Source organism: Halovivax asiaticus JCM 14624, assembly GCF_000337515.1.
GTDB lineage: Archaea > Halobacteriota > Halobacteria > Halobacteriales > Natrialbaceae > Halovivax > Halovivax asiaticus.
Genome location: NZ_AOIQ01000006.1, coordinates 515,171 through 539,107, shown reverse-complemented (window position 1 = coordinate 539,107; position 23,937 = coordinate 515,171). Strand labels below are relative to the sequence as shown.

Sequence of the window (23,937 nt, the reverse complement as noted above, 5' to 3'; positions counted from 1 at the left end):
GACAGTTCCGGCGTCTGGTTCCCCCCGACGTGGCGCCTCACTCCCCGACGATCGGGTCGCGTTCCCAGAACGCGCTGTCCTTCTGCAGTTTCGGTACCCAGGTGTCCTCGCTACGAGCCAGTAGCGCTACCCGGGAGGCCGGCACCTCCTTCAAAACCGGATGCTCGGGCATGTGTTCACCGATACGCTCCGCGAAGTCGACGACGTCCTCGTGGTCGGGCATCGTCGAGCGGTCGAGTCGGCCCTGCGAGTGGCCGACGTGCATGTAGGCTTTGAGTTCGACGAAGTCGGGGTCTGCGCGCTGGAAGAGGCCGGCGTACCAGTCGGGACTGTGCATGTTCTCACCCTGGAGGAGCGTCGTCCGCAAGACGGTGCGGGTCTCGTCCTTCTCGGCCAGCACGTCGAGCGTCTCTACGAGCGTCTCCCAGGCGTCGTCCTCCATCGCGCGGACGACCTGATCGAACGTGTGGCGCTCCGGTGCGTCGACGCTGACGTAGAGTTGTGTCGGATCACACTCGGCAAGTACCTCCGGGCGCGTGCCGTTCGAGACGAGGAACGTCGTGATGTCGCGGTCGTGGAACGCGTCGATCAGTTCTGGCAAGTACGGGTAGAGGCTGGGTTCGCCGTCCAGCGAGATGGCGACGTGGCGCGGCTCCATGGCCTCGTCGAACGCCTCGCGTGGGACCTCGTCGTTGCCGCCGAAGCCCGAGAGGAGTTTCCGCTGAAGGGTGAGTGAGGCGTCGACGACGGCCTCGGGGTCGTCCCACTCGACGTCGTCGAGTTCGTAGGCGTGGCCCTGGTGGTCGCGCCAGCAGAAGACACAGCGCTCGTTACACCGGACGACGGGCGTCATCTGGATGCAGCGGTGCGATTCGATGCCGTAGAAGATGTTCTTGTAACACTTCCCCTCGCCACGAAGGGCGTTTGCCGTCCAGCCGCAGGTCTGGGCCGCCGTGTGGTTCTCGCTGTGGTAGTCCGGACTCGACACCTGCTTCGGTCCGCCGTCACCCGTATCAGGGTCCGCTTCGCCCCCGGATCCGGCCGCATCCGCGTTACTCATAGCGCGTCGTTCGACGGCACTCTCCAAAAGCCGTGCGGTGTGGCACCCGGACGGTGGTGTCACCCGGTCCCGCTATTGGGTTCGAATCCGTCATCGTGGGTCAGCGACGTCCTCGCCGTCGGTCGATTCGGCTGGCCGCTGGCTAGGGAATTGTGTCCCTGCTGGTTCATCTCCCGAGGCCGGCTCAGCGTCGCCCGAGGTCTGCTTGTCGTCCGCCGATTCGGTCTCGCCTGGACTGAACGGGAGCTGGCCGGGCTCGGCCGGCTGATCGTCGCGACGAGTGAGTTCCCGTTCGAAGCCGTACAGGACGGTACCAGTGTTTGCCGTCATGATCACGCCGGGCAGCGGTGCCGAGGTGAACAGGTACATGACGACGCCGGCGACGAGCGTTCCCGACGTCGCGAGCGCCCACAGGAGTGGGCGGGAGACACCGACGCGGTCGGCGTCGTAGCGCGTGTAGGCGAACAGGACGACGGACACGAGCGTGCCGACGATCCCGACGGGCAGCGCGTACGGAGCCATGGTGCTTCTCAGGTCGAGACGGATACGTATCTTGCGACTGGCGATGGCACCATCGTGGGCTCAAATCTGTTCGTCGAGAGAAGGTGACTCGCTCATCCAACTCGCGCGAGCACAGCGAGTGTCCCGTCGGCGTGTGCGCCGTCGAGCACTTCGTCCGCGGCAGCGCGTGCCGCGTCGTCTGCGTTCGCGACGGCGAAACTTCGACCGACGCGTTCGAAGGTCGAGACGTCGTTCTCCGAGTCACCGACGGCGACGCACGACTCGAGATCGATCTCGAGGTCCATCGCAATCGCCTCGAGTGCTCTGCCCTTCGACCGCTCGGTGTCGGTCACGTGGTAGGCGTAGCCGGTGTCGACGACCTGCAGGTCGTGCTCGGTGGCGATGGCTTCGAGCGGATCGAGTGGTTGTTCGGGCGCAACTGCGAGTTCCGTCTCGCGCCACCGATTGATCGTGTCGAGACCGTCCCATCCGAGATCGTATCCGGCGTCTTCGTACACCCGAGCGACCGCTTCGGCTCCATCTCGGCTTCCCGAGATGGTAAGCTGGTCTTCCGTGACCGTCACGCCGCCGTTTTCGGCGATCACTCGTTCGGGAAGACCGATGAAGTGACAGAGTGCGACGGGAAATGGCGTCGCCTTTCCAGTGGCGAGAACGATCGGTGCGTCCCACTCCTGTAGTGGATCGAACACCCGGGGGTCCAGCCCCCGTCCTTGCGGCCGTGTCAGCGTTCCGTCGATGTCCAGGACCAGTGGCGGCGTCACAGTCGTGACTTCGTTAGGGTAGGCAAAAGCGTACCGACGGTGACGGTGGTTCATTGCCGACGGCAGCTCATGACCGATCGCCGTCTCCTCCGTCTAGACGAGGGGGGTATCCATTGGCTATTGTCATTCAAAAGAAACTGCTAGTTTTTTGCGTGTTCGTGCATTTGGAAGAGGTACTGACGAATGGCGATCGAGATATCTCCCCTTACAGATCCCCACGGGTTGCGGCTGTTCGACTCGAACGAGCAGCGCCAGCTATCGATACGGACCGATCGAGACCTGTCCCCGCGTGCGGTCTCGACGGATAACTTTTGTTTCCCAGTTGACACGGCCACTCGGATCGAGACGTCATCGCTCCTCTTCGACCAGCGGTATCTCGTCAACGTTCACGATCACACCGGCCGATCGGTTACCAAGTTAAACGACAACGAAACGTACGAACTCACGGATGATCTTCAGTTTGTCGGGCTAGACGGGCCGATGAAGCTCTACTGTCGGATTCCTTCGTCGGGCCGCATCGAACTCGGCATGAAGTCCGTTCGGTTCGAGTTCGACCAGTCTGTCGAGATCGACGTCGGTGCCCGATCGCTCCACGAACGACCGACCGGCCGGATCGAAACTCCGGCCGAACCGACGGCAATGATGCGCGCAATTTCGGCGGCCACATCCGCACTGAAAACCGATAGCCCTGAGCGGTCGTGGCCGACACTTCGGGGTCACCCACCCCGAATCGAACTCGGAACGAACCTTTCGATCGATACTGAGAACGAGCCGATTGACACCGACGTCACCATCGAGATTCCCGCCGAACTCGAGTACCTGTTCCCGGTCGCACCGCTCTCGTTTTACCTCGGGGCCACAGTTGTCGAAGGGGAAAAGCCGATGCTCCTGGCCGGCGATCAGTCGTTCGAACTGGGTGGTTCCCGTTCGTTCGAGGATGATCTCTCTCGGATTCTCCAACATGTCTTCTTCCTCGACTGTCTCGTCAGGACCGAAGGCATCTACCGCTACAAGCTACACGAGCGCGAACAGGTGGAATCAGCACTCTCGTGGGACCTCGCAGAGTTGTACGACCGCTCGCTTTCTCGGCGGATTCAAACGTATCTCTCGACCCCACACGAACTCATCGAGCCGTATCTCCCACGGTGGCCACTGACCGCCCACGTTCCGCCCGAACCCGAGAGTATCGAATTACTCCCTTACATCGTGAACGAACTTGGCATCGTGCGGACGACAGGGGGGACACGGACGTCGATCGAAACCTCGCTTTCGGAACCGGCTTCCGCCAGAACCCCTCTCTCCGTGGACGGAGCCGACGTTCGGTCCGCGTCACACTCGCCAGCCACAACGTCGGCGTTCACGAGAGCGACGACTCGATCACAGGTGTCTCGATCCGGCACCTCGTCGAAGTTCCCAGTCGTCGAACCGGACGTGACGGACGAGTCGATCGAACACGCGTGGTTCGGTGACCTCGCACCGAAATCGGGTTCGAAAGCGACGATCGAAGCGTACCGAAACCAACTCGACAGGGAATCACGCACGCAGCATATCGACATTCTCGTGGTTTGTAACGATGCACGAATGCTGGACGAACACGACTTGCTCGACGAGACCTACGGAACACGCGACCTTCTGCCATTCGACGTAACATCCGAGTTTGGCGTGACGACGGACGAGTTCGCCGACCTTCTCGAGACTGGTGGATACGATTTTCTCCATTATATCGGCCACGCGACGGACGATGGACTCGAGTGCTCCGACGGAGATCTCGACGTTCGGTCACTCGATTCCGTCGACCTGGGTGTGTTCTTCCTGAATGCCTGTCACTCCTACGAACAGGGACTTGCGCTCTCTCGGCGGGGTGCGTTCGGGGGCGTTGCGACGCTGGGAGACATCATCAACGAGCACGCGGTAGAGTCAGGAGCGTCGATTGCTCGCCTACTAAACCTTGGTTTCCCGCTGCGTGGCGCGCTGGAAATGGTGAGCGAGTGGACTGTTCTCGGCGACCAGTATCTCATCGTCGGTGACGGGTCGACAGACATTGCTCAATCTGACGGGGGAGCGCCAACGGTCGTAACGGTCGAATCTGATAATTCAACCGATCTTTTTGACATTTCATTCCGTCACTATCCGGCCAAAGAATTCCAAATCGGGTCGGTTACGTCGCCGACAATCGAGTCGATCGACGAAGTATTCCTCCTCCCAATGACCGACTATCGAATGGAGGTGACGACCGACCAACTTCAGAAATACGTCACCTGGACGGAAACACCAGTTTTGACCGAGTCCGGTTTGGAGTGGAATATGGATCTCGGCTATCCTCGATTTTTGAAGAACTGAGGGTATGAACCAACCGCTACTATTTTGACGAATAATTTTTAGTGAACCACTCCGATATCAGGGACCGACGCCTACTTCCGAAGCCGTGGCTGCAACCGAACCGACCTGACTAAGCAGGAGTGCTCCGGCAAACAGGAATCCGAGCAGTCGTGGGTGCGCTTCGACGAGTTCTTTCACCGAATCGGTTGCGGACATTACACCCGAAAGGATGCCACCATTGGTAATAACACTTGCGTAAAGTTACAAATAGGTCTCTACATGAATACAATTTACGAAACCGTGTGTGTTGGATGTTAGGTCGGAACTGTGGGTGAAAAATGGCGTTTGAGACCCGAAGGAGTGGCACTGATCGTCACGCCGCTGTCGTCGTCCCATTCTGGGGGACGGCGTACCGATCCACGAGAAGGACGATCGCGGCGCCTCCGACGAGCGTCAGTCCTGCCGCGACCGGTGCGTTCGTCGGTGAGCCACCGAGATTCGTCCCGATGCGGCCGAGGGGCATTCCGAGCGACCCGACCATCAAACTCACCAGAAACGTCATCGTCGCCTCGCGGTAGTGGGTTAGCGCTCGTTCGACGAGGTGGGCCATCGAGAACAGTCCGACGACCGCTCCAGTCACGAACACGGCGACGACCGTCAGCGTCTCCGCCAGGCTCACGCCGCTCCCGGCGCCGGTGAGGGCGTCGATCGCATCGCTCAACGTTCCGGTCATGAATTCGTACTGGCCCAGCAAGAGCAAGAGGAAGGAACCGGAAACCCCCGGAAGTACCATCGCACAGATGGCGATCGCGCCCGTCACGAAGACGATCGGCAGCGTGTGGGGCATGCCCGCCCCGGAGAGCGCCGTAATTGCCACCGCCAGTCCGATTCCGAGTCCCGCGACGGCGAGCCGCCTCGCCGTTCGGACGTCGACTTCTCCGTAGAGGACGATCGCGCTCGCGGCGATCAACCCCGTGAAGAAGCCGTACGTTGGGACCGGATAGGTCGCTGTCAGAAAGTGCATCGCGTTCGCGAGGAGCAAGACGGCCAGGATCGCGCCACTCCCGAGCGTGAGGAGGAAGGGCAGATCCATTGCGAACAGTTCGATCCGTAGTTTGTGTCGCGTCTCCGCGCGATGGATCGTTCGCACCCGGTGGAGCACCCGTGGGTCGATCGCCGTAATGGCGGCGATCATCCGGTCGTAGACGCCTGCAATCAGGGCGATCGTCCCACCCGAGACGCCCGGGACGGCGTCGGCCATCCCCATCGCGAACCCGGTGAGAAACGTCCGCAGTCGTGTCGCCATTGCCGAGATGGTACAGGTGATGGCCGGAAAAGCGTTCGCTTCGACCGCGCCGGCTGCGGTCGATCAGGCGCCGGCGACGCGTGCGCCGCCGACGTGTGTGGTCGTGTCGTCGCTCGTCGACGTGCTATCGTCGTCGCTACCGCCGTCGTTCGCGGGGGCGGTGTCGTCGTTTGCGTCGCTTCCTCCGTCGTCGCTCTCGTTTCCTCCGTCGCTCTCGTTCCCGCCGCCGAGATCGGTCTCCTCGAACCCGCTGACGGAGACCGTCTCGCCGTCGTAGATTGACGGTTCGTCGACGGTCGCGTTCGCCTGATAGAAGTCCTCATCGGAGCCGACGTAGACCTCGTAGGAGCCGTTCGCCTCCACCGCGCTGTCGGTGTAGCCGTCGTCCGGACCGAGCGATTCCTCGGTCGCATACGGGACGGTGACCTCGAAGCTGCCGTCGTCGGCGACTTCGGCGGTCTGGCTGTAGGTGAACGTTCGGCCCGTGTTCGTCTCGAGGTCCAGCGCGACGATGGCGGTCGCGTTCGCGGTGTCGACCTGCTCGGCCGTGCCCGAGAGCGTGGCGCCCTCGACTCGTTCGAAGCTCTTGACCGTCGACTCCACCTGGCCCTCGTAGAAGGTTCCTTGGAGCAACGAGTTCTGTATGTTCGCCTGCTGGACCTGTGCGGCCGTGCTCCGTGATTCGTTCCAAGTGGTCCCCTGATCGAAGCCGGTGAATGGGTTGAACTGTCGGCCCTCTATGGCACCGCCCACGTAGGCGTAGCGATCGGCTTCGTGAATCAGTCGGTAGTGTTCCAGACCGTTGGTGTCCTGAAGATATAGCCTCGCCAGCTGCGTGTCCTCGTAATCTTCGCTCGGCACGAGTGCCTGCTGGGACTGATTTTGCCCCAGGTTCAGTTCCGACTGACCGACGTACTCCCGGAAGTCGGGACCGGTCCACTGACTGATGGCATGGAACTTCGTCGAGGCCATCTGGTAGTCGATCATCACGTACGGCATGTCGTTGTCGACGTCGTCCGGTGCGTCGACGGTGACGTTACCGTTCGCGTCGAGTCGTGGGTCCATTCCCGCGTTGATGGCGTCCAGTATCTCGTTCGCCTTCTCTTCGCTCGGCGCCTGCAGGTACGCGGAAGCGCTCTGGGCGTGCTGCTGGAACGGATTTGCGTGCGGGATACGTTCACCCTGCGTGGTTATCAGGTGGCCGTAGTCCCACCACGACATCACGCCGTAGGCGCCGTCGGGGTAGTCGTAGTTCTGATTCGGTGGGATCTCGTAGCTGCCGAAGTAATCGAGTTCGGAGGCGTTACCGGCACCGTAGAGGTTCCCTGGCTCGGGGGTGTTCTCCTGCATGTACGCGTTCGGCTCCTCCCAAATCTCCGAGTTGTAGTCCTGATCGGCGCCCTTCCCGACGTCGACGGCCGTCGCGCTCGAGAGCGCGGGAGCGAACGGCACGAGCACGATCATCAGGACGAGCAGGATCGACAGCACCTGATAGCCCTTTATGTCGTGGATCGAGTCGACCGGCCGCAGATCGATCAGGTCGATTAGCTGTCCGATGGTGTACCCCGAGAGGATCGCGACTGGTAGGATGAAGTAGTACCAGAAGCGAAGCTGGGTGGCGGCCATACTCGCCAGGAACAGCCCCCACACGATCACGAGGGTGTGCTCGGCGCGGTAGCGCTTCCCCGTGAGCGAACGGGCTACGATCATGATGAGGCCCAGGATGAAGAGGTACAGCCCCATCCGGAACTCGGCCCAGGCCTGATCGACGAACGAGTCCGGTGGCTTGACCTCCCCCACCGTGAGTCCGGTAGTGGAGGGATTGAGGGGCAGCAGCCGGGAGGTGAGGTTGGTGATGAGCGTGTTGTAGAGTTCCGGCAGAACGACCGAGAGGACGGCCAGTCCGGCGACCAGCAGTCCGATGATCGCGACCGGGTAGAACGCGCGGTCGATATCGCGTGCGTCCCATTCACGGGCGAGCCAGGCCATGAAGACACAGCCGACCGCGACAAGTGCGGCGGCCGCCGGCTGGAGAAGTGCAAAATCCGTAACGTTACTGAACGTATAGACGTCGGCCATCAGGAGACTGAATATCGTCGGAACCGCCATGCTGATCACACCGACGAACGCGACGTGATCTGGCGAGACGCCGCGGACGAAGTCGAGGGTGAGCTGGACGGCGAAGAAGACGCCGAGGATGCCGACGAAGACGACGCCCGGTGGCCAGGTCCACAGATAGAGGCTGATCGCGACCCCGGCGAGCGCCGCGTACGTCGCACTCGGTTTGAGCGGGTCGTACTCCGTCGCTTTGATGAGCTCCCAGATCGGCTTGTCACGTTCGGCCGTCCGCAGGGCGACGACCAATGCGAGGACGGCGACCGCCATGAACAGCACCTCGGCGACGGTGTGGTCGAAGGAGCCAGTCGTCGTCCGACCCATGAACGACCCCGGCGAGAGCGCCAGAATAGCGACGGCGATGATTCCAGCGAGGCGATTCCCGTCGCTCACCTTCGTCGTGATCAGGTAGACCGGGATTGCAACGAGCGCGGCGAGGATCGGGACGACGAGCAGGGCGGCGAGGTAGACGTCCGACTGTGTCGGACTGCCCAGCCCGATGAGCATCGCCACGGTTGCAACGAGCTGGTCGAACAGCGTCCCGAACTGTCCGACGTAGTTCCCCTCGGGGAAGCCCGTGTACACCTCGTACGGCATCGTCCACGGGAAGTTCTCCGCCGTCCATTCTGTCGTTCGCCAGTGGTACCAGGAGTCGATACCCGAAAACGCGACCTCGTCTCGGTTTCTGAACACGCCGAAGTTGAGCAGGCGCGTCCACAGCATGAAGACCATGAGGAGGCCAACTGCGGCGAGGTGACCGTAGCGTTCGACGAACGCGACGACGTCCTCGGCCTGGAGGGCTCGGGCGTCTGCAGTCTCGCTACTCATTGGCGTTACGATTCGCTATCGGGTCAATAAGCCTTCTCATACGGAGGCGAACAGACGCAGGCTGGCCCGGTCCGGTCTCGATGACCGTCTGAGGGAGTCACTAACTACGGGGAACGCCACCGTCGTCGGCGGCGATGCAGGTCTCGGTCGTCGTCTGTACGTACGCGCTCGATAGCTACGAGCACTTTCGGGAGGCGGTCGATAGCGTCTTCGACCAGACGTACGACGACGTCGAGCTCGTCATCGTCGTCGACAATGCACCGGCCGTCTACGACCGAATTATCGAGGAGTCCGGTGACTTGAACGACGCCGTCGTCCACTGCACGGACGAAAACCGAGGCCTGACCCGGAGCCGGAATTTGGGGGCTGAACTCGCAACGGGTGACGTCGTCGCGTTCATCGATGACGACGCCGTGGCCGACCGCCGCTGGGTCGAGCGGTTAGTTGCGGCCTACGAGGACCACGACGCGATCGCCGTTGGCGGACGGATGGCACCGCGCTGGGAGGCCGGGGAGCCAACCGCTCTCCCGCCCGAGTTCTACTGGCTCGTCGGGGAGACTCACGACGGCTTCGCCGACGGCCCTGACGAGGTTCGGAATACGTTCGGCTCTACTATCTCCTTTCGCCGGGACGTCTTTCTCGAACTCGGGGGATTCGATCCGGCTATCGGCGGGCGGAAGGGCGATTCGAACCTACAGGGCGAAGAGGCGGAACTCTGTGTGCGCATGCGCCGACGATACGGCCGTGGCATCTGGTACGATCCCGACGCCGTCGTCGAACACAAGGTGTTCGAGTACCGAACCGATCCTCGCTGGCTGCTCGGCCGTGCATTTTGGCAAGGATACTCGAAACGTGCGATGGCCGTCCTGGTGGTGGACTCGACCGACGAAGAGAGTGAATTCCTCCGGAGCCTCGTCGTCGAATCGATCCCCGACCGAATCCGGGGAATGGTGGGTGGACCCGTTCGGCAAAACGCACTGCAGTTACTCTCACTCTTCGTGCTCACGGTCGCCGTCGGTCTCGGCTACCTCTACGGGGTCACGCGCTGGCGGCCACAGTTGTCGGCTTCTGATCGACGGCAACCTTCGACGCCCGAGCAGCGACTGTCATCGGTGCCCGATCGACGACGGCCGTCGACGTCCGATCGAGGCCAGTCGTCGACATCTGATCGGCAGCGGTCAGCGGTATCGGGCCGGCGACAGTCAGCGGCTCCCGATCGGCGACAAACGGCGAACACGGCTCACGATGATACCGGGGAGCGACTGGGTGTGTGTGTCGTAACCCACCCATTGAGCGATCCGGGCGAAACCGCGACGCGTACGTTACTCGACGTGCTCTCGGTCCACGCGACCGTGTCGTTGATCACTGCGGATCTGCCGACCGAGTCGGCGATGCGCGACCGATACGACGTCGTCGAACTCACCGAAAAAGGAGCCGGTCAGTCGAATGCTGCCGTCGCCGCCGTTCGATTCGTGGCCAATCAACTTCGCATGTGTCGTGAACTCGCCCGGACCGACGAGGACATCGTCCTGTTCTTCGGCGCGACGTCGTACCTCCTGCCGATCCTCTTTGCCCGTGCGATCGGGAAAACCGTCGCCCTGGAACCACGGGGCGACGTTCCGCGCTCACTCAGACTGAACTGGGAACGGCAGTTTCCCGCCCCCTTGGCCCGCGCGCTCGCACTGCCGGTACGTGTACTGGAACGGATCGGTTACTCCGCCGCCGACGCTGTCATCGCCTACACGCCCGGTATGGCGCGGGAGTTAGGACTCGAGCGAGACAGCGACACGCTGTTCACGAACGGTGCTCGATACGTCGACACCGACCGGTTCCGTCCGACGACTCCGTTCGACGAGCGTGATCGAACCGTCGGGTTCGTCGGCCGGCTCGATCAGGAGAAAGGGATTCACACGCTGATTCAGGTCGCCAGGGAACTCCCTGACGACGTGACGTTTCGGTTCGTCGGCGACGGGGCACTGCGCGAGCAGGTCGAGACGGCGCTGGCCGACGAGATCGAGCGCGGTTCGGTCGTCGTCACCGGGTGGGTCGACCACGACGAAGTTCCGCGCGAGCTGAACGCCCTCCGATTGCTCGTGATGCCGTCGGAACCGACCGAGGGGTTGCCGACGACGATCCTCGAGTCACTCGCGTGTGGGACGCCCGTGTACGCGTCGCCGGTCTCCGGCGTTCCTGACGTCGTCCGCGATGGCGAGACTGGATTGCACATGGACGACCGTGAGGGCGACGTGATCGCGGACACGATCGTCAGTGCGCTCGACGGTGGGCGGCTCCCCCGAATGAGCCAGGACGGGCGGTCGTTGATCGTGCGAGAATACGATTTCGACGCAGCCGTCGATCGGTATGGGCAGATCCTGCATGCACTCGGCGAGGGGGCTGTGAAGAAGCGTGCTGATGGGGACGAACGGTCCCTCGTCGATCGGCAGTGACGCTGGGACACACTGCGACGAACGCGAGCCACTCACGTCAGTGCGAATCGATCCGAGAGCGGGACCAACGCGACTGCCTTTTTTCTCACCCGCGGAGACAGCCCGACGAGGAGCGCGACGTACGTGACGGCACCGGCGACGACGAGCCCGACCGTGGTGTAGTGAGTGGACGGTGTGATCGTCTGCAGGCCGTAAATGACGAGTGCCATCGCCAGTGCGGCGACGAACTGGAGACCGATTTCGCGGGCTGGAATCGACGGGCGACCGATCAGTCCCGACAGGCCGTAGTACGCGAGAACGGTCAACAGGCAGGCCGAGAGAGCGGTCGCAACCGCGGCGCCGTACCAGCCGAAGGCCCGGATCAGCACGACGTTGAGCGAGAGGTTCGTCAGGACGAAGGCGCCATTGATCGTGAAGGCGACGTCCGGTCGATCGAGCGCGTTGATGCCGGAGACGAACTGTGAGCCGAACGCGGCGACGCCGCGAGCGGCGATCAAGATCACCAGAATCGTCGCTCCCTGGCTGAACTCGGGGCGGTAGATGCGCAATAGTCGTGGTCCGAGGATGAGTGCGCCGACGAGGCCAGGAATCACGAAGATACCGGTAAACACCAGCCCCTCGTTCAGGAAGTGATGGATCCGCTCGTGTCGGTCGTCGGTCCCCAGATCGCTCAGTTCAGGAAAGAGCGTCTGCTGGACGGCGGTACTGATCAGGGTGAGCGTCGACGCCAGCGTCCAGGCGACCTCGTAGATACCGATCAGCGACGTGGCGACGAAGAAGGCCAGCACCGTCGTGTCCATCCAGCCGAACATCTGGGATTGTAAGCTGCCGAGCCACGAGTAGCGGCCGTAGTCGAACAGGCTGGCCAGCTGGTCTCGTGTCGGTAGCCGCGGCCGGACATCGAAGAGGGCGAGGCCGAGCATCGCGGCGACGAACAGCGAGATGGCGTGCCCGACGACCAGCCCGGCGACCTCGTAGCCGAGCAGGATCACGCCGACCTGCGCGAGCAGCCGGCCGACCCGTTCGACGACGCTCACCCCGCCCGCGTGGGCGACCTTCTTCTGTCCCTTCAGGCTGGCGCTGACGCCGTCGAAGAGGACGTTCGCAATATAGAGAACGACGATCAACCCGCTCACCCCGGCTCCCACGTATCGATCGACGTACCCGCCGAACGCGAGCACGAGAACTGAAATCGCTCCGGCGACGGCTATCGACAGCCCGAGGCCACCTCCGACGTAGGCGCCGCGATCGACCCCCTCGCTCACCCGTTTGTTGATCGCGGCCGTGATACCGTTCGTCGGCACCTTCAGCCAGAAGAGGACGGCAACGGCGACCGTGTAGGTGCCGAGCGCCGCGGCACCGAGCAGGCGAGCGATGAAGAACGTCGCCAGAAAGCCCGCGAGCGAGAGGGCGACCTGCGAGGCGAAGTACGCCGCTGCCGTGCGCCCGAAACGCATTTACCACCAGTTATTGACGCTGGTACCTAAAGCATGCCCGACCAACGCGGCGGAAGTGAGAGGATACCCCCGATGATCGAGGGCGCCACGGCCCAGGTGCGACGCCTCTACGACGCGACCCTCCGTCGACGGCTCCCGCGAATACCGGGTGTGTACAACGGCGTCGTTACGCGACGGTACTACCTGCTCGACCTGCAGGCTCGACTGCACGAACCCGACTACAAGGCGACGCTCGTCGACAGCATGATGTCGGCGATTGCACCCGGCGATACCGTCGTCGAGATCGGCGGCGGCTACGGCGTCTGTACCGCCAGGGCGGCGATCGCGGTCGGCGACGAGGGCCGCGTCGTGAGTTACGAGGCGAACGCCGCACAGGTGTCCGCCATCGAGGAGGCGCTCGAACTGACTGGCGAGGTCCGTGGGGATCGACCGGGCGATCGGGTTGACGTTCGCCAGGCCGTCGTAGGGTCTGACGTGAAGATCTACGGATCGATGGCCGGCGCGTCCCGGATCGACGCGTCCGACCTGCCCGCCTGCGACGTCCTCGTGATGGACTGTGAAGGAGCGGAGCGAGCTGTCGTCCGCGATATGGAGATCGACCCCCGGGCCGTCGTAGTCGAATCACACCCCCAGCAGGGCTCCTCGACGGACGTCCTCACACAGACGCTCTCCGAACGCGGATACGCCATCGAGACGACCCGCGTCACGGTGACCGCCGACGGGCCGAAGGACATCGTCACGGCGACACGCGAAATCATGTAGTCGTCATGGCGTCGCGGGTGAGTTGAAGCGCGCTTTGGCCGAATCCCCTCTAGCGAGGCGTTCGTAGATCCTGCGGTGTGTTTCCACCGCATCGTCGAGTGACAGCGCCATGTCGTCGAACGTCTCGAGGCCACGCGTGACCTGCGCCCGGTATCGGTCGTCGTCGGCGAGGAGGGCGTCGACGGTCTCGCGGACGGCGGCGACGTTCCTGTCCGCCCAGACGTACGTCCCGCGGGCCTGGAAGATATCGCGGACGATCCCGTCGGCGGTCGTCACGACGGGCGTTCCACAGGCGATCGATTCGAGGCCGACGTTAGAGGTCACGTCCTCCGCTCGGGGGATGACCGTCATGTCTGCGGCGTTGTAGTAGTCAGGGAGCGCGTCGTTCGCAACGAAGCCCTCGTACCGGAGGTCATCACGCTCCTCGAACGTGGATCGAAGCGGGCCATCGCCCGCGACGACGACCGTCGTCTCGGTGTCAGCATCGCTTCCATATTGGCGAGCCAGTTCGGACACGAGGTGGGCGCCCTGGGGTTCGCTCAGTGCACCGACGTAGAGGAGGACGTTCGTCTCCGGATCGAGCCCGAGCTGCTGCCTGACGGTTCGAACTCTGTCGTCATCGTACGGATGGAAGTCGTCGCGATCGATCGTCGCTGTGCACACCGCGGTCTCGTACCCGTATCGGTCCCAGCGGCGCATGGATTCGTGGGTCTTGATCTTCAGGTCGATTCCGATCGCTCGGCCGAGCAGGCCGTGTCTGAGCGTCGACTGGATCCCCGGTCCGACACCCCCGACCAGCGGCCCGCGGTAGCCGAGTCGGACGAACGCGGCCTGGTAGACGTTGATCGGCACGTGAACGAGATCCGCGTCGGCGAAGTGGCGCCGAACCTTCCGCGCGGCGTCGAGCGGGTCGCGAGCGTCGACGGGGACGACCGTGGCGGCGCTCTCGACCTTTTCCGGTTCGCCTGTGAGAACGACGACGTCGACCGGCGTCTCGGCGGCGATCGCGTTGATCACGTCGCGGGCACGCGTCGCCGGGCCGGTCCCGGAGAGGTGATAGCAGAAGTACCCCACTCGCATACGACGACACTCCACGGATCGGCGGAAAAAGTACGGCGTCCGTTCTGCAGCCACGCCCCATCGCGACTGGGCGCATCGCTTGCCCCATCGCCGAAAGCGGTCGTTACCGATCTCGTTCGGGACGACGAACCCGGTACGAGATCCCTAATTATGCGGCTCGGTCCCCTGGATCTGAGGGATGCTCTCCGACGGGATCGAGGTCGCGATGCCGACGGCCGAGTCGGCCGGCGTCCTCGGCGGGACGCTTCGCGCACTCGCGACGAGCAGCGACACCTCGAACGTCCCGATAACGCGGCTCGTGATCGTCGACGACGAAAGCGACGACGATACGGAGGAGCTCGCCACCGCCAGGGCTGACGAGTACGGCTGGGAACTTCGATTCATCGCGCGACCGACCACGCTCCCCGAGGCACGCGAATTCGCGATCGCCACCGTCGAATCCGAGTGGTTCCTGTTTCTCGACGACGACGTCCGGCTGTCGACGACGTATCTCGCCCGGCTTCGGGACGCGGTCAGTCCGGCCGTCGGCGCCGTTCAGGGGCGGAAGTTGTCACGCGACGAACGTAATTCCGACTGGGTCAGACGGCGGGCCCGCCGCGGGGGGACCCACGCCACGCTGTGTCGCCACGCCGCCGTCGCGGATGTCTCGTTCCCGCCGGATCTCGTAGTCCTCGAAGACGAGTACCTCCGTCGGCACGTGGAAGACGGCGGCTATCTCTGGGTGTTCAACCACCAGGCACGATTCGACCACGCCTCACAGGATCGCCACCCGATCGGGTGGCGAGAGGGTGTACTCGCCGGCAAGTACGGACTCAAACCGTTCCACGAGTGTGCGCTGAACGTTCCCTTCGCGGCCGTCTCTGGACGCGATCCGATTCCACACGCGAAGCGAGCGGCCGGCTGGATCGCGGGGCGACTGCGTGCTGGCGGTGAGCCTCGCAGGCCGACCGATCGATCGACGACCGAACCGACGTCGACCGAGGTGACGCATGAGAAGTAGCGATGGTGTGGCGGCCGCCGTGGACAGTGTTCGGTGGGCTGTGGAGTCGTGCGTGACGGCTATCGATGATGAGCGACGCGTCGATCAGGCGGTGATCCACCGTGGCTGCTGAGACCGCGCCGACGGTGCTCGACGTGGGTTGTGGGGCGAACAAACGCAATCCGGGCGCGATCGGTCTCGACTTGCGGGCGTACGCGGACGTGGACGTGGTAGCCGACCTCGATTCTGCGGCCGGATTGCCGTTTGAGTCGAACCGATTCGACGAGGTACTGGCCTACTCGGTGCTCGAACACGTTCGCGACTTGCCACAGACGATGGCAGAGTTACACCGAATCGCGACCCCGGGCGGGACGATTCGGGGGAAGGTCCCCCACTGGCGCGACCGGAACGCCTACGTCGACCCGACGCACGAACAGCTGTTCGACGAACGAACGTTCGACTTCTGGGATCCGACGACGGAACACGGGGCGATGGGGTACTTCGACGTCGAGTTTCGCGTGCGTCGCGCCCAACGAATCCGTCGGGTCCAGTTCTGGAAGTCCCGGCCGATCGCGTTCGAACTCGAGGTGGTGAAGTGACCGTCACAGTGATGATGTGGAACGAGACGCTGACCTGGTGTGGTGAGGTGAGGCAACGATGACGACCGTCGTCCTCGGGTGGGACGGACTGGACCACCAACTCGCGATGGCGTGGGAACTGGTCGAGGCCTTCGGGCCACACCACCGGTCGATCGAGACGTTCGACAATCCCGTGCTCGAGAAACCCCACACCTACGAGCTGTGGCCGTCGATCGTCACCGGCGTCGGGCCAAACGAACACGGGATCTACGCCGCGACCGCCGAGGGGGGCACTGACTGGGAGAGCGACTGGGTCTCGCTCGCGGCTCGTCTCTCGACCGGCCTCGTTCCCGAACGGATCCGGACCGAGGTCGGGCGCCGACTTCGCAATCGCGGCGCGACGCTCGATTTCAAACCGGCGTCGTACTACCGCGATCGCGGGATCGAGACGATTTTCGACGGGCGGCGCTCGCTGGCGTTCGCGGTGCCGAACTACCGTACGAGGGCGGACGACCGCCTCGACGTCGTCTTCGATCGCGGCGCGCAGTTAGGCGAGTTCCTTCACATCGAAGAGGGTGCAGACGGTGCGAGTCGGCACCGGCCCAAGATTCCGGTGACGTCGCTCGAAGACCGCCTCGCGGCGGAGACGACGAAGAAACTCGGGGCGATCGAGGCCGCGATGCAGCGTGAGTACGATCTCGTCTTCGCCTGGCTCGGTTTTCTCGACACGGTCGGCCACCTCGCGCCTGCCGTCGACGAAGCGGGCTGGCAGCATCGCTGGTATCGGCAGGCCGCCCGGTGGACGAGCGGGATTCGTGAACAGCTGGGGGCGGACGACATCCTCGTGTGCGTCTCGGATCACGGGTTGCGGTCCGGCCAGCACACCCACGACGCGTTCCTCGGAGCCACCGACGAACGGGTCCTGGAGGGGACCGATTCGGTGCTGGACGTCGCCGACGCGATCGATCGTGTGACGCCGCGACGAGAGTCAATGGAGTCGCCGCCGGTGGCGGATCGGTGGCGGGTCGAGGGAGATGAGGACGCGGAGTCGGCCGCGGCGATTCGGGATCGACTGGAAGATCTAGGATACCTGTGAATCGAAATGGTTGGTCCACTGCGCGGTCCCAAAACTATTCGAGTTCGGTCGGTGGAGCGGTCGTATGACGTTCGACGACTGGGTCGGGAGTACCCGCCGTCGCGCGCGGACGGACGGCGTCCGACCGGCCCTCCGCGAGGCGGCGGCCGAGCTGTATTGGGGTGGTCTTCGGCGGCTCGATCGGCTCTGGAGCGTGGCGCCGACAGTGTACGAGCGGGACTGGGACGTCCTGATCGTACTCGACGGCTGTCGGTGCGACCTCATCGCCGAGGTCGCGGACGAGTACGCGTTTCTGGATGCGCCCGGTCGAATCGCCTCGCCGGCGAGTCAATCGCGCGAGTGGATCGCACAGACGTTCACGGCCGACCGCCGGGATGCGATGGCCGGGACGGCGTACGTCGCGGCCAACCCCTACACCGACGCGCTCTCGCCGGCGGATTTCCTGTTGCTCGACGAGGTCTGGCGCTCCGTCTGGGACGACGAGCTGGGCACCGTTCCCGCCCGTCCGGTGACCGATCGGGCGATCGACGCGGCGCGGACGGAAGACCCCGACCGATTGCTCGTTCACTACATGCAACCGCACTTTCCGTCCGTTCCCGATCCCGCGATCGAGTCGCCGTATCGTCGTGGTGATCCGGGGTGGCAACCCGGCCACGTCTGGAGTCAACTCGAAGCGGGTGAGGTTACTCGAGAGCGCGTGTGGCGGGCGTACCGCGAGAACCTCCAGTACGTCCTTGACGAGGTTGCCCTCCTGCTCAAAAACGTGGACGGAACGCGCGTCGCGATCACGGCGGACCACGGCAACGCTTTCGGGGAGTGGGGCGTCCACGGGCACCCACCGCGGATGCCGCTGCCGAGTCTGCACCTCGTCCCTTGGTACGAGACGATGGCGATCGATCGAGGGACACACGAACCCGACCAGTACGACGAGGGTGAGACGGATATCGCGGTGACCGAGAAACTCCGTGATCTGGGTTACCTCGGCGAGTGACCCACCGCCGTCTCGATGCGTTCGACGTGTGTTTGGCCGGGTTCTGCGGCGTACCTTCGGACGCGTTCGGCGGCGTGACCGTCGGCGTGGTCGAACACGAGATCGCGGACCCGCTCGCGCTCGTCAGCGTACGCGTCCGGGTTCGTTCGGAGTGAGTCGAGCGCGTCGAGTAACTCGTCGAACGTCGTCGCCACGGGGCCGGGCGTGACGTCGTCGTACTCGAGATAGAAGCCACTCTCGTCGGCATACCTGTCGCGATCGACGGCGTAGAAGGCGACCGGGCGATCAGTAAGCAGGTAGTCGACGTAAATCGACGAGTAGTCCGTCACCAGTGTGTCGACGTGTCGAAGCGCGGGATAGAGGTCGAATTCGGACGGGAGGACGTGGATGCGGTCGAGTTCGTCCGGATCGAGGGCTGGCTCGTCGAACGGGTGGAACTTCACCAGCATTGCCGCATCGCGTTCGGCGAGGAACGCGTCCAGGGCCGCGACGTCGATGTGGTCGGCGGGCGATCGCCCGTCCTCGCGGTACGTGGGGACGTAGGCGTACGTCCACGCGACGTTCAGTTCGGCGACCTCGTCGTGAACGTCGGCGGGCTGGCAGATTCGCTCGCCCGGAATTTGGCGGAAGAGTGCGTCGTTTCGCGGGTAGCCTGTCACGGGGCGGTCGGCGTCGGTCCGAAAGGCGTCAGCAAAATACGATTGCAGTTGGGCGGCCGTAACGGTAATGACGTCGAACTGTCGGTACGTGTACAGCGTCGCGAGCCGGTCGACGAGCGAGCGACCGTCGAATCTCGGTGCGTCGGCGCCGATCCGCTTCAACGGCACGCCGTGCCAGAGCTGGATCACTCGTGCGCCGCCGGTCGGCCACAGGGGAACGCCCGTCACGCTCCCGGTGACGAAGACGGTCCCCGCGCGAAGGAGAGTGCGCTTCCCGCTGTGGGTGTCGGTCTGATGAGCCTCGAACCCGTACCGGCGCAGCTCGCGGACGGTTTCCTCGTTCTTCGAGAGCCAGACCGCCCGAACGTCTCTCCGGGTCGCGACGTGCAAGAAGAGATACTTGGCGTTGCCCTCGAACCCCTCACCCCCGCGGCAGCCGAACGCCCACAGCGAGTCGTCACGCGGGACGGCGTGTGCGAGCCGGTGGGCCGCCAGCGATAGCACACTCCGGGCGAGTCGCTGGAGGACCACTCAGGCCTCCCCCCAGAGCCGGCGGCCGGCACGTAGGTCCTCTCGGTCGTCGATCTCGATCCAGCGGTCCCGAACGGTGACGACGCCGAGCGGTCGGTCGGCGGCCAGGCGATCGAAGGCGGCCTCGTACCACTCGTCGGTCCGGCCGGTTTCGACGAGCTCGTCCAGCTGGCGAACCAGCGCGTCGGCGTCTTCGGGCCCGAACTTACAGAGGCCGATGTACTCGCCATCCGCGTCGGGGAGGTCCTTCCCGACGGCGGTGACGCGCCCGTCCTCGATCGTGACCTTCATCTCTTCGTCGCCCAGTGAATTGTCCGTATCGACGACCAGTACCGAGTCGTCCACGTCGCGCAGTCGCTCGAGGCAGTCTGCGGGGAACAGCGTGTCGCCGTTGACGAGCGTGAACCCGTCTCGAATGCGGTCGCGAGCCAGCCACAGCGAGTAGCTGTTGTTGGTCACGCGATAGGCGTCGCTGTGGACGCACTCGACGTCGAGGCCGTTCGTCTCCTTGCAATACGATCGGATCTGCGTGGCCTCGTGGCCGGTGACGACCGTGACTCGCTCGTAGTTCGCGGCCGCGAATCGATCGAGAACGTGGCCCAGAATCGCCTGCCCGCCGACCTCGAGGAGGGCCTTGGGCGTGTCGTCGGTCAGCGGCTGCAACCGCCGGCCCATTCCCGCGGCGAGGACGACTGCGTGGTTGTCGCCGTTCTCGGTCTCGCTCATTCTCGGGGCCGTCCACGACGGCGCTCAAAAGCGTACTGGCGCGTTTCGGAGTAAGGGGCGCTTACGCGTGAGATGGGGTTCGTGGTGGGTAGTCGGCCATCGTGATCTGTGGTTGTTGTTCCGTTATTTGTATCCGAGCTGGGCGAGGCGATCCTCGCCGCCGTTGGTCGCCTCGCTCGTTTCGCCAGGCCATACGGTAGTGCATCCGCGTCGACGTGAGTTGTCGTTGAGGGAATTCGGCCGAATGTGAACGCTTTTCCTGCCGCCTTGCGTTGCTCCGCTCGATGGAAGTCTCGGTCGTCGTCTGTACGTACTCGCTCGATATGTACGACCACTTTTGTGACGCAGCCGATAGCGTTCTTACACAATCGTACGACGATATCGAACTGGTTATCGTCGTCGATGGGACGGAGGCTGTTTTTGACCGAGTCCAGGACGACTATGCCGACCGTGATGACACTGTTATTCATTGCAACGAGGAAAATCAAGGATTATTACGGAGCCGAAATCGCGGTGCCGAACTCGCGACCGGCGACGTCGTTGCGTTTCTCGATGACGATGCAGTCGCCGATTCCGAGTGGGTTGGGAATCTAGTCGCGGCGTACGAGGAAGAAGACGCTACCGCCGTGGGCGGGAAGATGACGCCAATATGGGTTGCAGGCAACCCGACGTTTTTGCCGGCGGAATTCTACTGGCTTGTCGGCGTCACGCACGCTGGCTTTGCCGACGGAGCATGCGAGGTCAGAAACACGTTCGGTTCAAACATCTCGTTCCGGCATGACGTGTTCACTGAGCTGGGGGGCTTCGATCCAGATATTGGCGGTCGTAAGGGGGATGCCAACCTCCAGGGCGGTGAAACGGAACTCTGTGCTCGAATGAATCGTCAGTATGGAAGTGGCGTCTGGTATGTCCCTTCGGCCGAAGTTGGGCACAAAGTCTTCGACTACCGAACCGACTTTCGGTGGCTCCTCGATCGAGCGTTCTGGCAGGGATATTCGAAGCGGGCGATGTCAGTGCTCCTCCCCAAAACGGGAGACGAAGAGGGCGACTTTCTCCGGTATTTACTCGTGGAATCGGTCCCGTCCAGACTTCGAGGGATGGTTTGGGGGGAGAGACGGCGCCATGGATTGCAACTGATTTCCCTGCTCGTGTTTACTGTCGTTGTTGGCCTCGGCTATCTTTACGGGTTGATTCACTGGCGGTAATCGCGGAACGAGGACGTTTTCAGAGGCGGTCACATCCAGATGTTTGGGCCGAAAGACGTCTCTGGGGCCATATTCCGGTGGTTATTTTGATGCGGGGTATCGGTGCAGTTGCTGAGCTGGAAGCGCTGCCTTTCTCTCCTGGTTGATCCGCTTGATTGGGTTGGAAACTTCACAGATAACAGGTTAAACACCGTCCTACGCTGTTCCCAAAATCGTTTCTGCTTCACTCCCTCAAACGCTACTCTGCACAGGTCCTGTGGACCGGGCCAAATCTATTTACTGCTCCCGTGATTTTCTCCTGTGAATGCGACGGTCAAAGTTCAGAACTCCATTCCAGATCTACAAAGCGCACGGTTTGAAGGTGGCAGCAATTGCCACACCGTGGAAAGTTTTCCAAAAGTATCTCACCGCTCTTCCCGTGAATAATCGAGACGGACTCCCATCTCAACGTGAATTGATAACTGATCTTTTCGAGACGAATACCGAAGCCTGGCTCATTTGGTTCGATGGCGGTCGATATGACTACTTTGAAGAGTTATATGATGAGTATTTCACCGGTGAATTGAGCAAGGCGTGGAACGGTGACATTGGATATACGGGTGATTGGGCTGTTCGACATCTCGAACAGGATTTCAGCGGCTATGGCCTTTTCTCCAGTGTTACGCTTCGATCTGCTCGGGATGTGGATTACGATGGCCGGGACCACTTCGATGTCGCTCCGCGAATCGAGACTGAGGATAACTCCTCGATGAAGGAGAAGCTCGCGACGCTTGGATATTTAGAACAATCCGGCGAATTAGCTGATACAGGGGAAGAAGCAGTCAACGAAGCTGTGTTAAATCACAAGTCTGATATTTCTGGGGGTGTCATTCGGTATCCTAAACCACATCCTCCTTTCGACGGGCTGGAACATATAACGAGCGGAGCAAGCAAAACGCGGGAGACGCGAGAGGCGCTGATCTCCGGTGAATTGACGGAACCGGAACTACACGAGGCATATAGGAGCACGTACAGAACGGGGTTCGAACTCGCAAGTCAAATCATCCCAAAACTCGATGGAACGGTCATCGTGACTGCTGACCACGGCGAGTGTCTAGACTGTGGGCAGCTGTTCCACGATCGATATCACCGCCCTCACGACCACCTTACTCATGTTCCATGGTTTGAGGTAGAGAGTGTGAAGGACTAGTTTTGTCCGGTAGAGTACTGCTTCGCCAGTTTACGAATGATAGATAAATCATCAAATGACCGATTATCTCCTATTTCGGAATGGCTATGCTTCCTTAGTTGGTGATTCCAGTAGTTTTATGTGCTCTGCGCGGCGACGAGCAGTATCTGTGGGTGCCCAGGTGACCTCCAGCTACTATCCACTCTTATGAGTAAAACAGCTAATCAGCTACCGGACCCGGAGAACATTAGCGTTGCCGTTCTCTATCCTGGTAACCGAGTTGACAAAATGCTCGAACCGTTACAACACACAGTTATGGATGTCTCCGTCGAACCCGACGACGCGTACGAGAGAGACATCGTCATCTGTGATAATGCCGATCGAGATCTCGCGAAAGAGGTATTGAAGAAACCGTTCCATAACGCTGCTCTCGTCTACCGGATGCGCGGAGATGTGTTTCACGAACTGGATCTGTGGCCAATTCATTGGAGCAAGCAGTGGATTGCAGAGAATATCATCCTCCCCAATGTAGACGGTGTGGTGGCTGTCAGCGACCGATTGGCCGACAAATACCGGCACGAAACGGGTCTGCAGGCGGTTGGGAGCGCCGGTCTGTGCAAGCGGGTAGACGAATGGCCGGCCGTTTCTCACGAGGGTGAAGAATTGAATATCGTCACGCTGACGAACATGAACTATTGGGAGAAGATCAGACCAATCGTCTCGTGGGCTGAACCCGTCAACGCCGTTCTCTCTGAGGTGGGCGGTCACTGGCGGGTGTGTGGTGAAGGAAATCACGACGACCGATTGGCTGACGAGCTCGCTAGCTATTCTCACGTTTCCTACGAGGGATGGGTCAACGCGGACGATGTCCTCCAAGAATCGAATCTGATGCTTCACCCATCCCTGCTGGATGGTCAACCGAACTCCGTCCTCGAGGGAATGGCCTCCAATCTCCCGGTCGTTACGAACGACTTTGAAGCGTTTACTGAGTTCCCTGGCCCGCTCTGCGTTGCCTCTTCAGCCGTCGAATTAAAGGACTACCTCCGTACCTTCACTGACCCGAACGAACGCCAGAATAAAGGGAGAGACTGTCGAGAATATATTCAAACTAGTCATTCTCCAGAGGCTATTGCAGAGCAATACGAGCTATTCTGTCAAAATGTATTAGCTTGATGGGATTACGGCCCTTGGTGACACGAATGAATTTGATGTCATAGACTCATTTTGCCTGGCGGTATGGTTTGATGTGAGGGTTCGTCTCTTATTAGTGGAAGAAATGGTTGTATAATAAATTACAGACTGGCAATAATTCCGAAGAGAACTCAGTGCATGAGTTATCCGGGACAG

At 62.2% G+C, this 23,937-nt stretch carries 20 protein-coding genes and 1 pseudogene; 11 read left to right on the top strand and 10 right to left on the bottom strand.

Annotation, left to right across the window (positions count from 1 at the left end):
* Positions 1–37: 37 nt before the first annotated feature.
* The 3 genes from twy1 to C479_RS03580 all read right to left on the bottom strand — a co-directional run bounded on the left by twy1 (position 38) and on the right by C479_RS03580 (position 2,397).
* Positions 38–1,060, bottom strand: a complete 1,023-nt coding sequence (gene twy1 / locus C479_RS03590; protein ID WP_007697935.1) for a 4-demethylwyosine synthase TYW1 — start codon at positions 1,058–1,060, stop codon at positions 38–40.
* A gap of 90 nt (positions 1,061–1,150) precedes the next feature.
* Complete coding sequence (locus C479_RS03585) at positions 1,151–1,582, bottom strand: hypothetical protein (protein WP_007697932.1); 432 nt, start codon at positions 1,580–1,582, stop codon at positions 1,151–1,153.
* Positions 1,583–1,674: 92 nt separating this feature from the next.
* Positions 1,675–2,397, bottom strand: coding sequence for an HAD-IIB family hydrolase (locus C479_RS03580; protein ID WP_049907035.1), 723 nt, complete (start codon positions 2,395–2,397; stop codon positions 1,675–1,677).
* A gap of 129 nt (positions 2,398–2,526) precedes the next feature.
* Here C479_RS03580 and C479_RS03575 point away from each other — a divergent pair, with 129 nt between their 5' ends.
* Entirely contained in the window at positions 2,527–4,683 is a 2,157-nt protein-coding gene (locus C479_RS03575; protein WP_007697923.1) for a hypothetical protein, read from the top strand.
* A gap of 57 nt (positions 4,684–4,740) precedes the next feature.
* Here C479_RS03575 and C479_RS16455 read toward each other — a convergent pair whose 3' ends face one another.
* The 3 genes from C479_RS16455 to C479_RS03565 form a co-directional block, all read right to left on the bottom strand.
* On the bottom strand, positions 4,741–4,878 hold the full coding sequence (locus tag C479_RS16455) for a DUF7503 family protein (RefSeq protein ID WP_169317769.1): 138 nt from the start codon (positions 4,876–4,878) through the stop codon (positions 4,741–4,743).
* Between the two features lie 157 nt (positions 4,879–5,035).
* Entirely contained in the window at positions 5,036–5,968 is a 933-nt protein-coding gene (locus C479_RS03570) for a DUF368 domain-containing protein (protein ID WP_007697920.1), read from the bottom strand.
* 63 nt (positions 5,969–6,031) lie between these two features.
* On the bottom strand, positions 6,032–8,911 hold the full coding sequence (locus C479_RS03565) for an oligosaccharyl transferase, archaeosortase A system-associated (RefSeq protein ID WP_007697917.1): 2,880 nt from the start codon (positions 8,909–8,911) through the stop codon (positions 6,032–6,034).
* 134 nt (positions 8,912–9,045) lie between these two features.
* On the opposite strand from C479_RS03565, the pseudogene aglG (C479_RS17015) reads away from it, so the two are divergent.
* Both aglG (C479_RS17015) and C479_RS17010 read left to right on the top strand, forming a co-directional pair.
* A pseudogene (gene aglG, locus C479_RS17015) lies at positions 9,046–9,900 on the top strand (glucosyl-dolichyl phosphate glucuronosyltransferase); the annotation flags it as partial.
* Positions 9,901–10,173: 273 nt separating this feature from the next.
* A complete protein-coding gene (locus C479_RS17010; RefSeq protein WP_345775224.1) occupies positions 10,174–11,358 on the top strand; it encodes a glycosyltransferase in 1,185 nt (394 codons plus the stop codon).
* Positions 11,359–11,390: 32 nt separating this feature from the next.
* Here the strand turns inward: C479_RS17010 and C479_RS03555 are convergent, their stop codons facing one another.
* Complete coding sequence (locus C479_RS03555) at positions 11,391–12,815, bottom strand: oligosaccharide flippase family protein (protein ID WP_007697911.1); 1,425 nt, start codon at positions 12,813–12,815, stop codon at positions 11,391–11,393.
* Between the two features lie 33 nt (positions 12,816–12,848).
* Between C479_RS03555 and C479_RS03550 the strand changes: the two genes are divergently transcribed.
* On the top strand, positions 12,849–13,577 hold the full coding sequence (locus C479_RS03550) for an FkbM family methyltransferase (protein WP_241430153.1): 729 nt from the start codon (positions 12,849–12,851) through the stop codon (positions 13,575–13,577).
* A 3-nt stretch (positions 13,578–13,580) separates the two neighbouring features.
* On the opposite strand, the gene C479_RS03545 is transcribed toward C479_RS03550, so the two are convergent.
* On the bottom strand, positions 13,581–14,657 hold the full coding sequence (locus C479_RS03545) for a glycosyltransferase family 4 protein (protein ID WP_007697906.1): 1,077 nt from the start codon (positions 14,655–14,657) through the stop codon (positions 13,581–13,583).
* A gap of 178 nt (positions 14,658–14,835) precedes the next feature.
* On the opposite strand from C479_RS03545, the gene C479_RS03540 reads away from it, so the two are divergent.
* From C479_RS03540 to C479_RS03525, 4 genes are all read left to right on the top strand, one after another.
* Positions 14,836–15,657 carry a glycosyltransferase gene (locus C479_RS03540; protein WP_007697903.1) on the top strand — a complete coding sequence of 274 codons (822 nt, stop codon included), beginning with the start codon at positions 14,836–14,838 and terminating at the stop codon, positions 15,655–15,657.
* A gap of 101 nt (positions 15,658–15,758) precedes the next feature.
* Positions 15,759–16,235, top strand: a complete 477-nt coding sequence (locus C479_RS03535) for a class I SAM-dependent methyltransferase (protein ID WP_007697900.1) — start codon at positions 15,759–15,761, stop codon at positions 16,233–16,235.
* Positions 16,236–16,293: 58 nt separating this feature from the next.
* Positions 16,294–17,310, top strand: a complete 1,017-nt coding sequence (locus tag C479_RS03530) for an alkaline phosphatase family protein (RefSeq protein WP_007697898.1) — start codon at positions 16,294–16,296, stop codon at positions 17,308–17,310.
* Positions 17,311–17,374: 64 nt separating this feature from the next.
* Positions 17,375–18,301 (top strand): hypothetical protein, encoded by a 927-nt coding sequence (locus C479_RS03525; RefSeq protein WP_007697895.1) that lies wholly within the window; start codon positions 17,375–17,377, stop codon positions 18,299–18,301.
* Here C479_RS03525 and C479_RS03520 read toward each other — a convergent pair.
* Together C479_RS03520 and C479_RS03515 are read right to left on the bottom strand one after the other, a co-directional pair.
* The gene (locus C479_RS03520; protein WP_007697892.1) at positions 18,286–19,491 is read right to left on the bottom strand and encodes a CDP-glycerol glycerophosphotransferase family protein; all 1,206 of its coding nucleotides are present in this window, start codon (positions 19,489–19,491) and stop codon (positions 18,286–18,288) included. The two genes, C479_RS03525 and C479_RS03520, sit on opposite strands and share 16 nt — an antisense overlap.
* Positions 19,492–20,217 (bottom strand): phosphocholine cytidylyltransferase family protein, encoded by a 726-nt coding sequence (locus tag C479_RS03515; RefSeq protein WP_007697888.1) that lies wholly within the window; start codon positions 20,215–20,217, stop codon positions 19,492–19,494.
* 284 nt (positions 20,218–20,501) lie between these two features.
* On the opposite strand from C479_RS03515, the gene aglG (C479_RS03510) reads away from it, so the two are divergent.
* From aglG (C479_RS03510) to C479_RS03500, 3 genes are all read left to right on the top strand, one after another.
* Positions 20,502–21,422 carry a glucosyl-dolichyl phosphate glucuronosyltransferase gene (gene aglG, locus C479_RS03510; protein ID WP_007697885.1) on the top strand — a complete coding sequence of 307 codons (921 nt, stop codon included), beginning with the start codon at positions 20,502–20,504 and terminating at the stop codon, positions 21,420–21,422.
* Positions 21,423–21,726: 304 nt separating this feature from the next.
* Positions 21,727–22,611, top strand: a complete 885-nt coding sequence (locus C479_RS03505; RefSeq protein WP_152415785.1) for a hypothetical protein — start codon at positions 21,727–21,729, stop codon at positions 22,609–22,611.
* A 267-nt stretch (positions 22,612–22,878) separates the two neighbouring features.
* The gene (locus C479_RS03500; RefSeq protein ID WP_161607156.1) at positions 22,879–23,763 is read left to right on the top strand and encodes a glycosyltransferase; all 885 of its coding nucleotides are present in this window, start codon (positions 22,879–22,881) and stop codon (positions 23,761–23,763) included.
* The last annotated feature ends 174 nt before the right edge of the window (positions 23,764–23,937 follow it).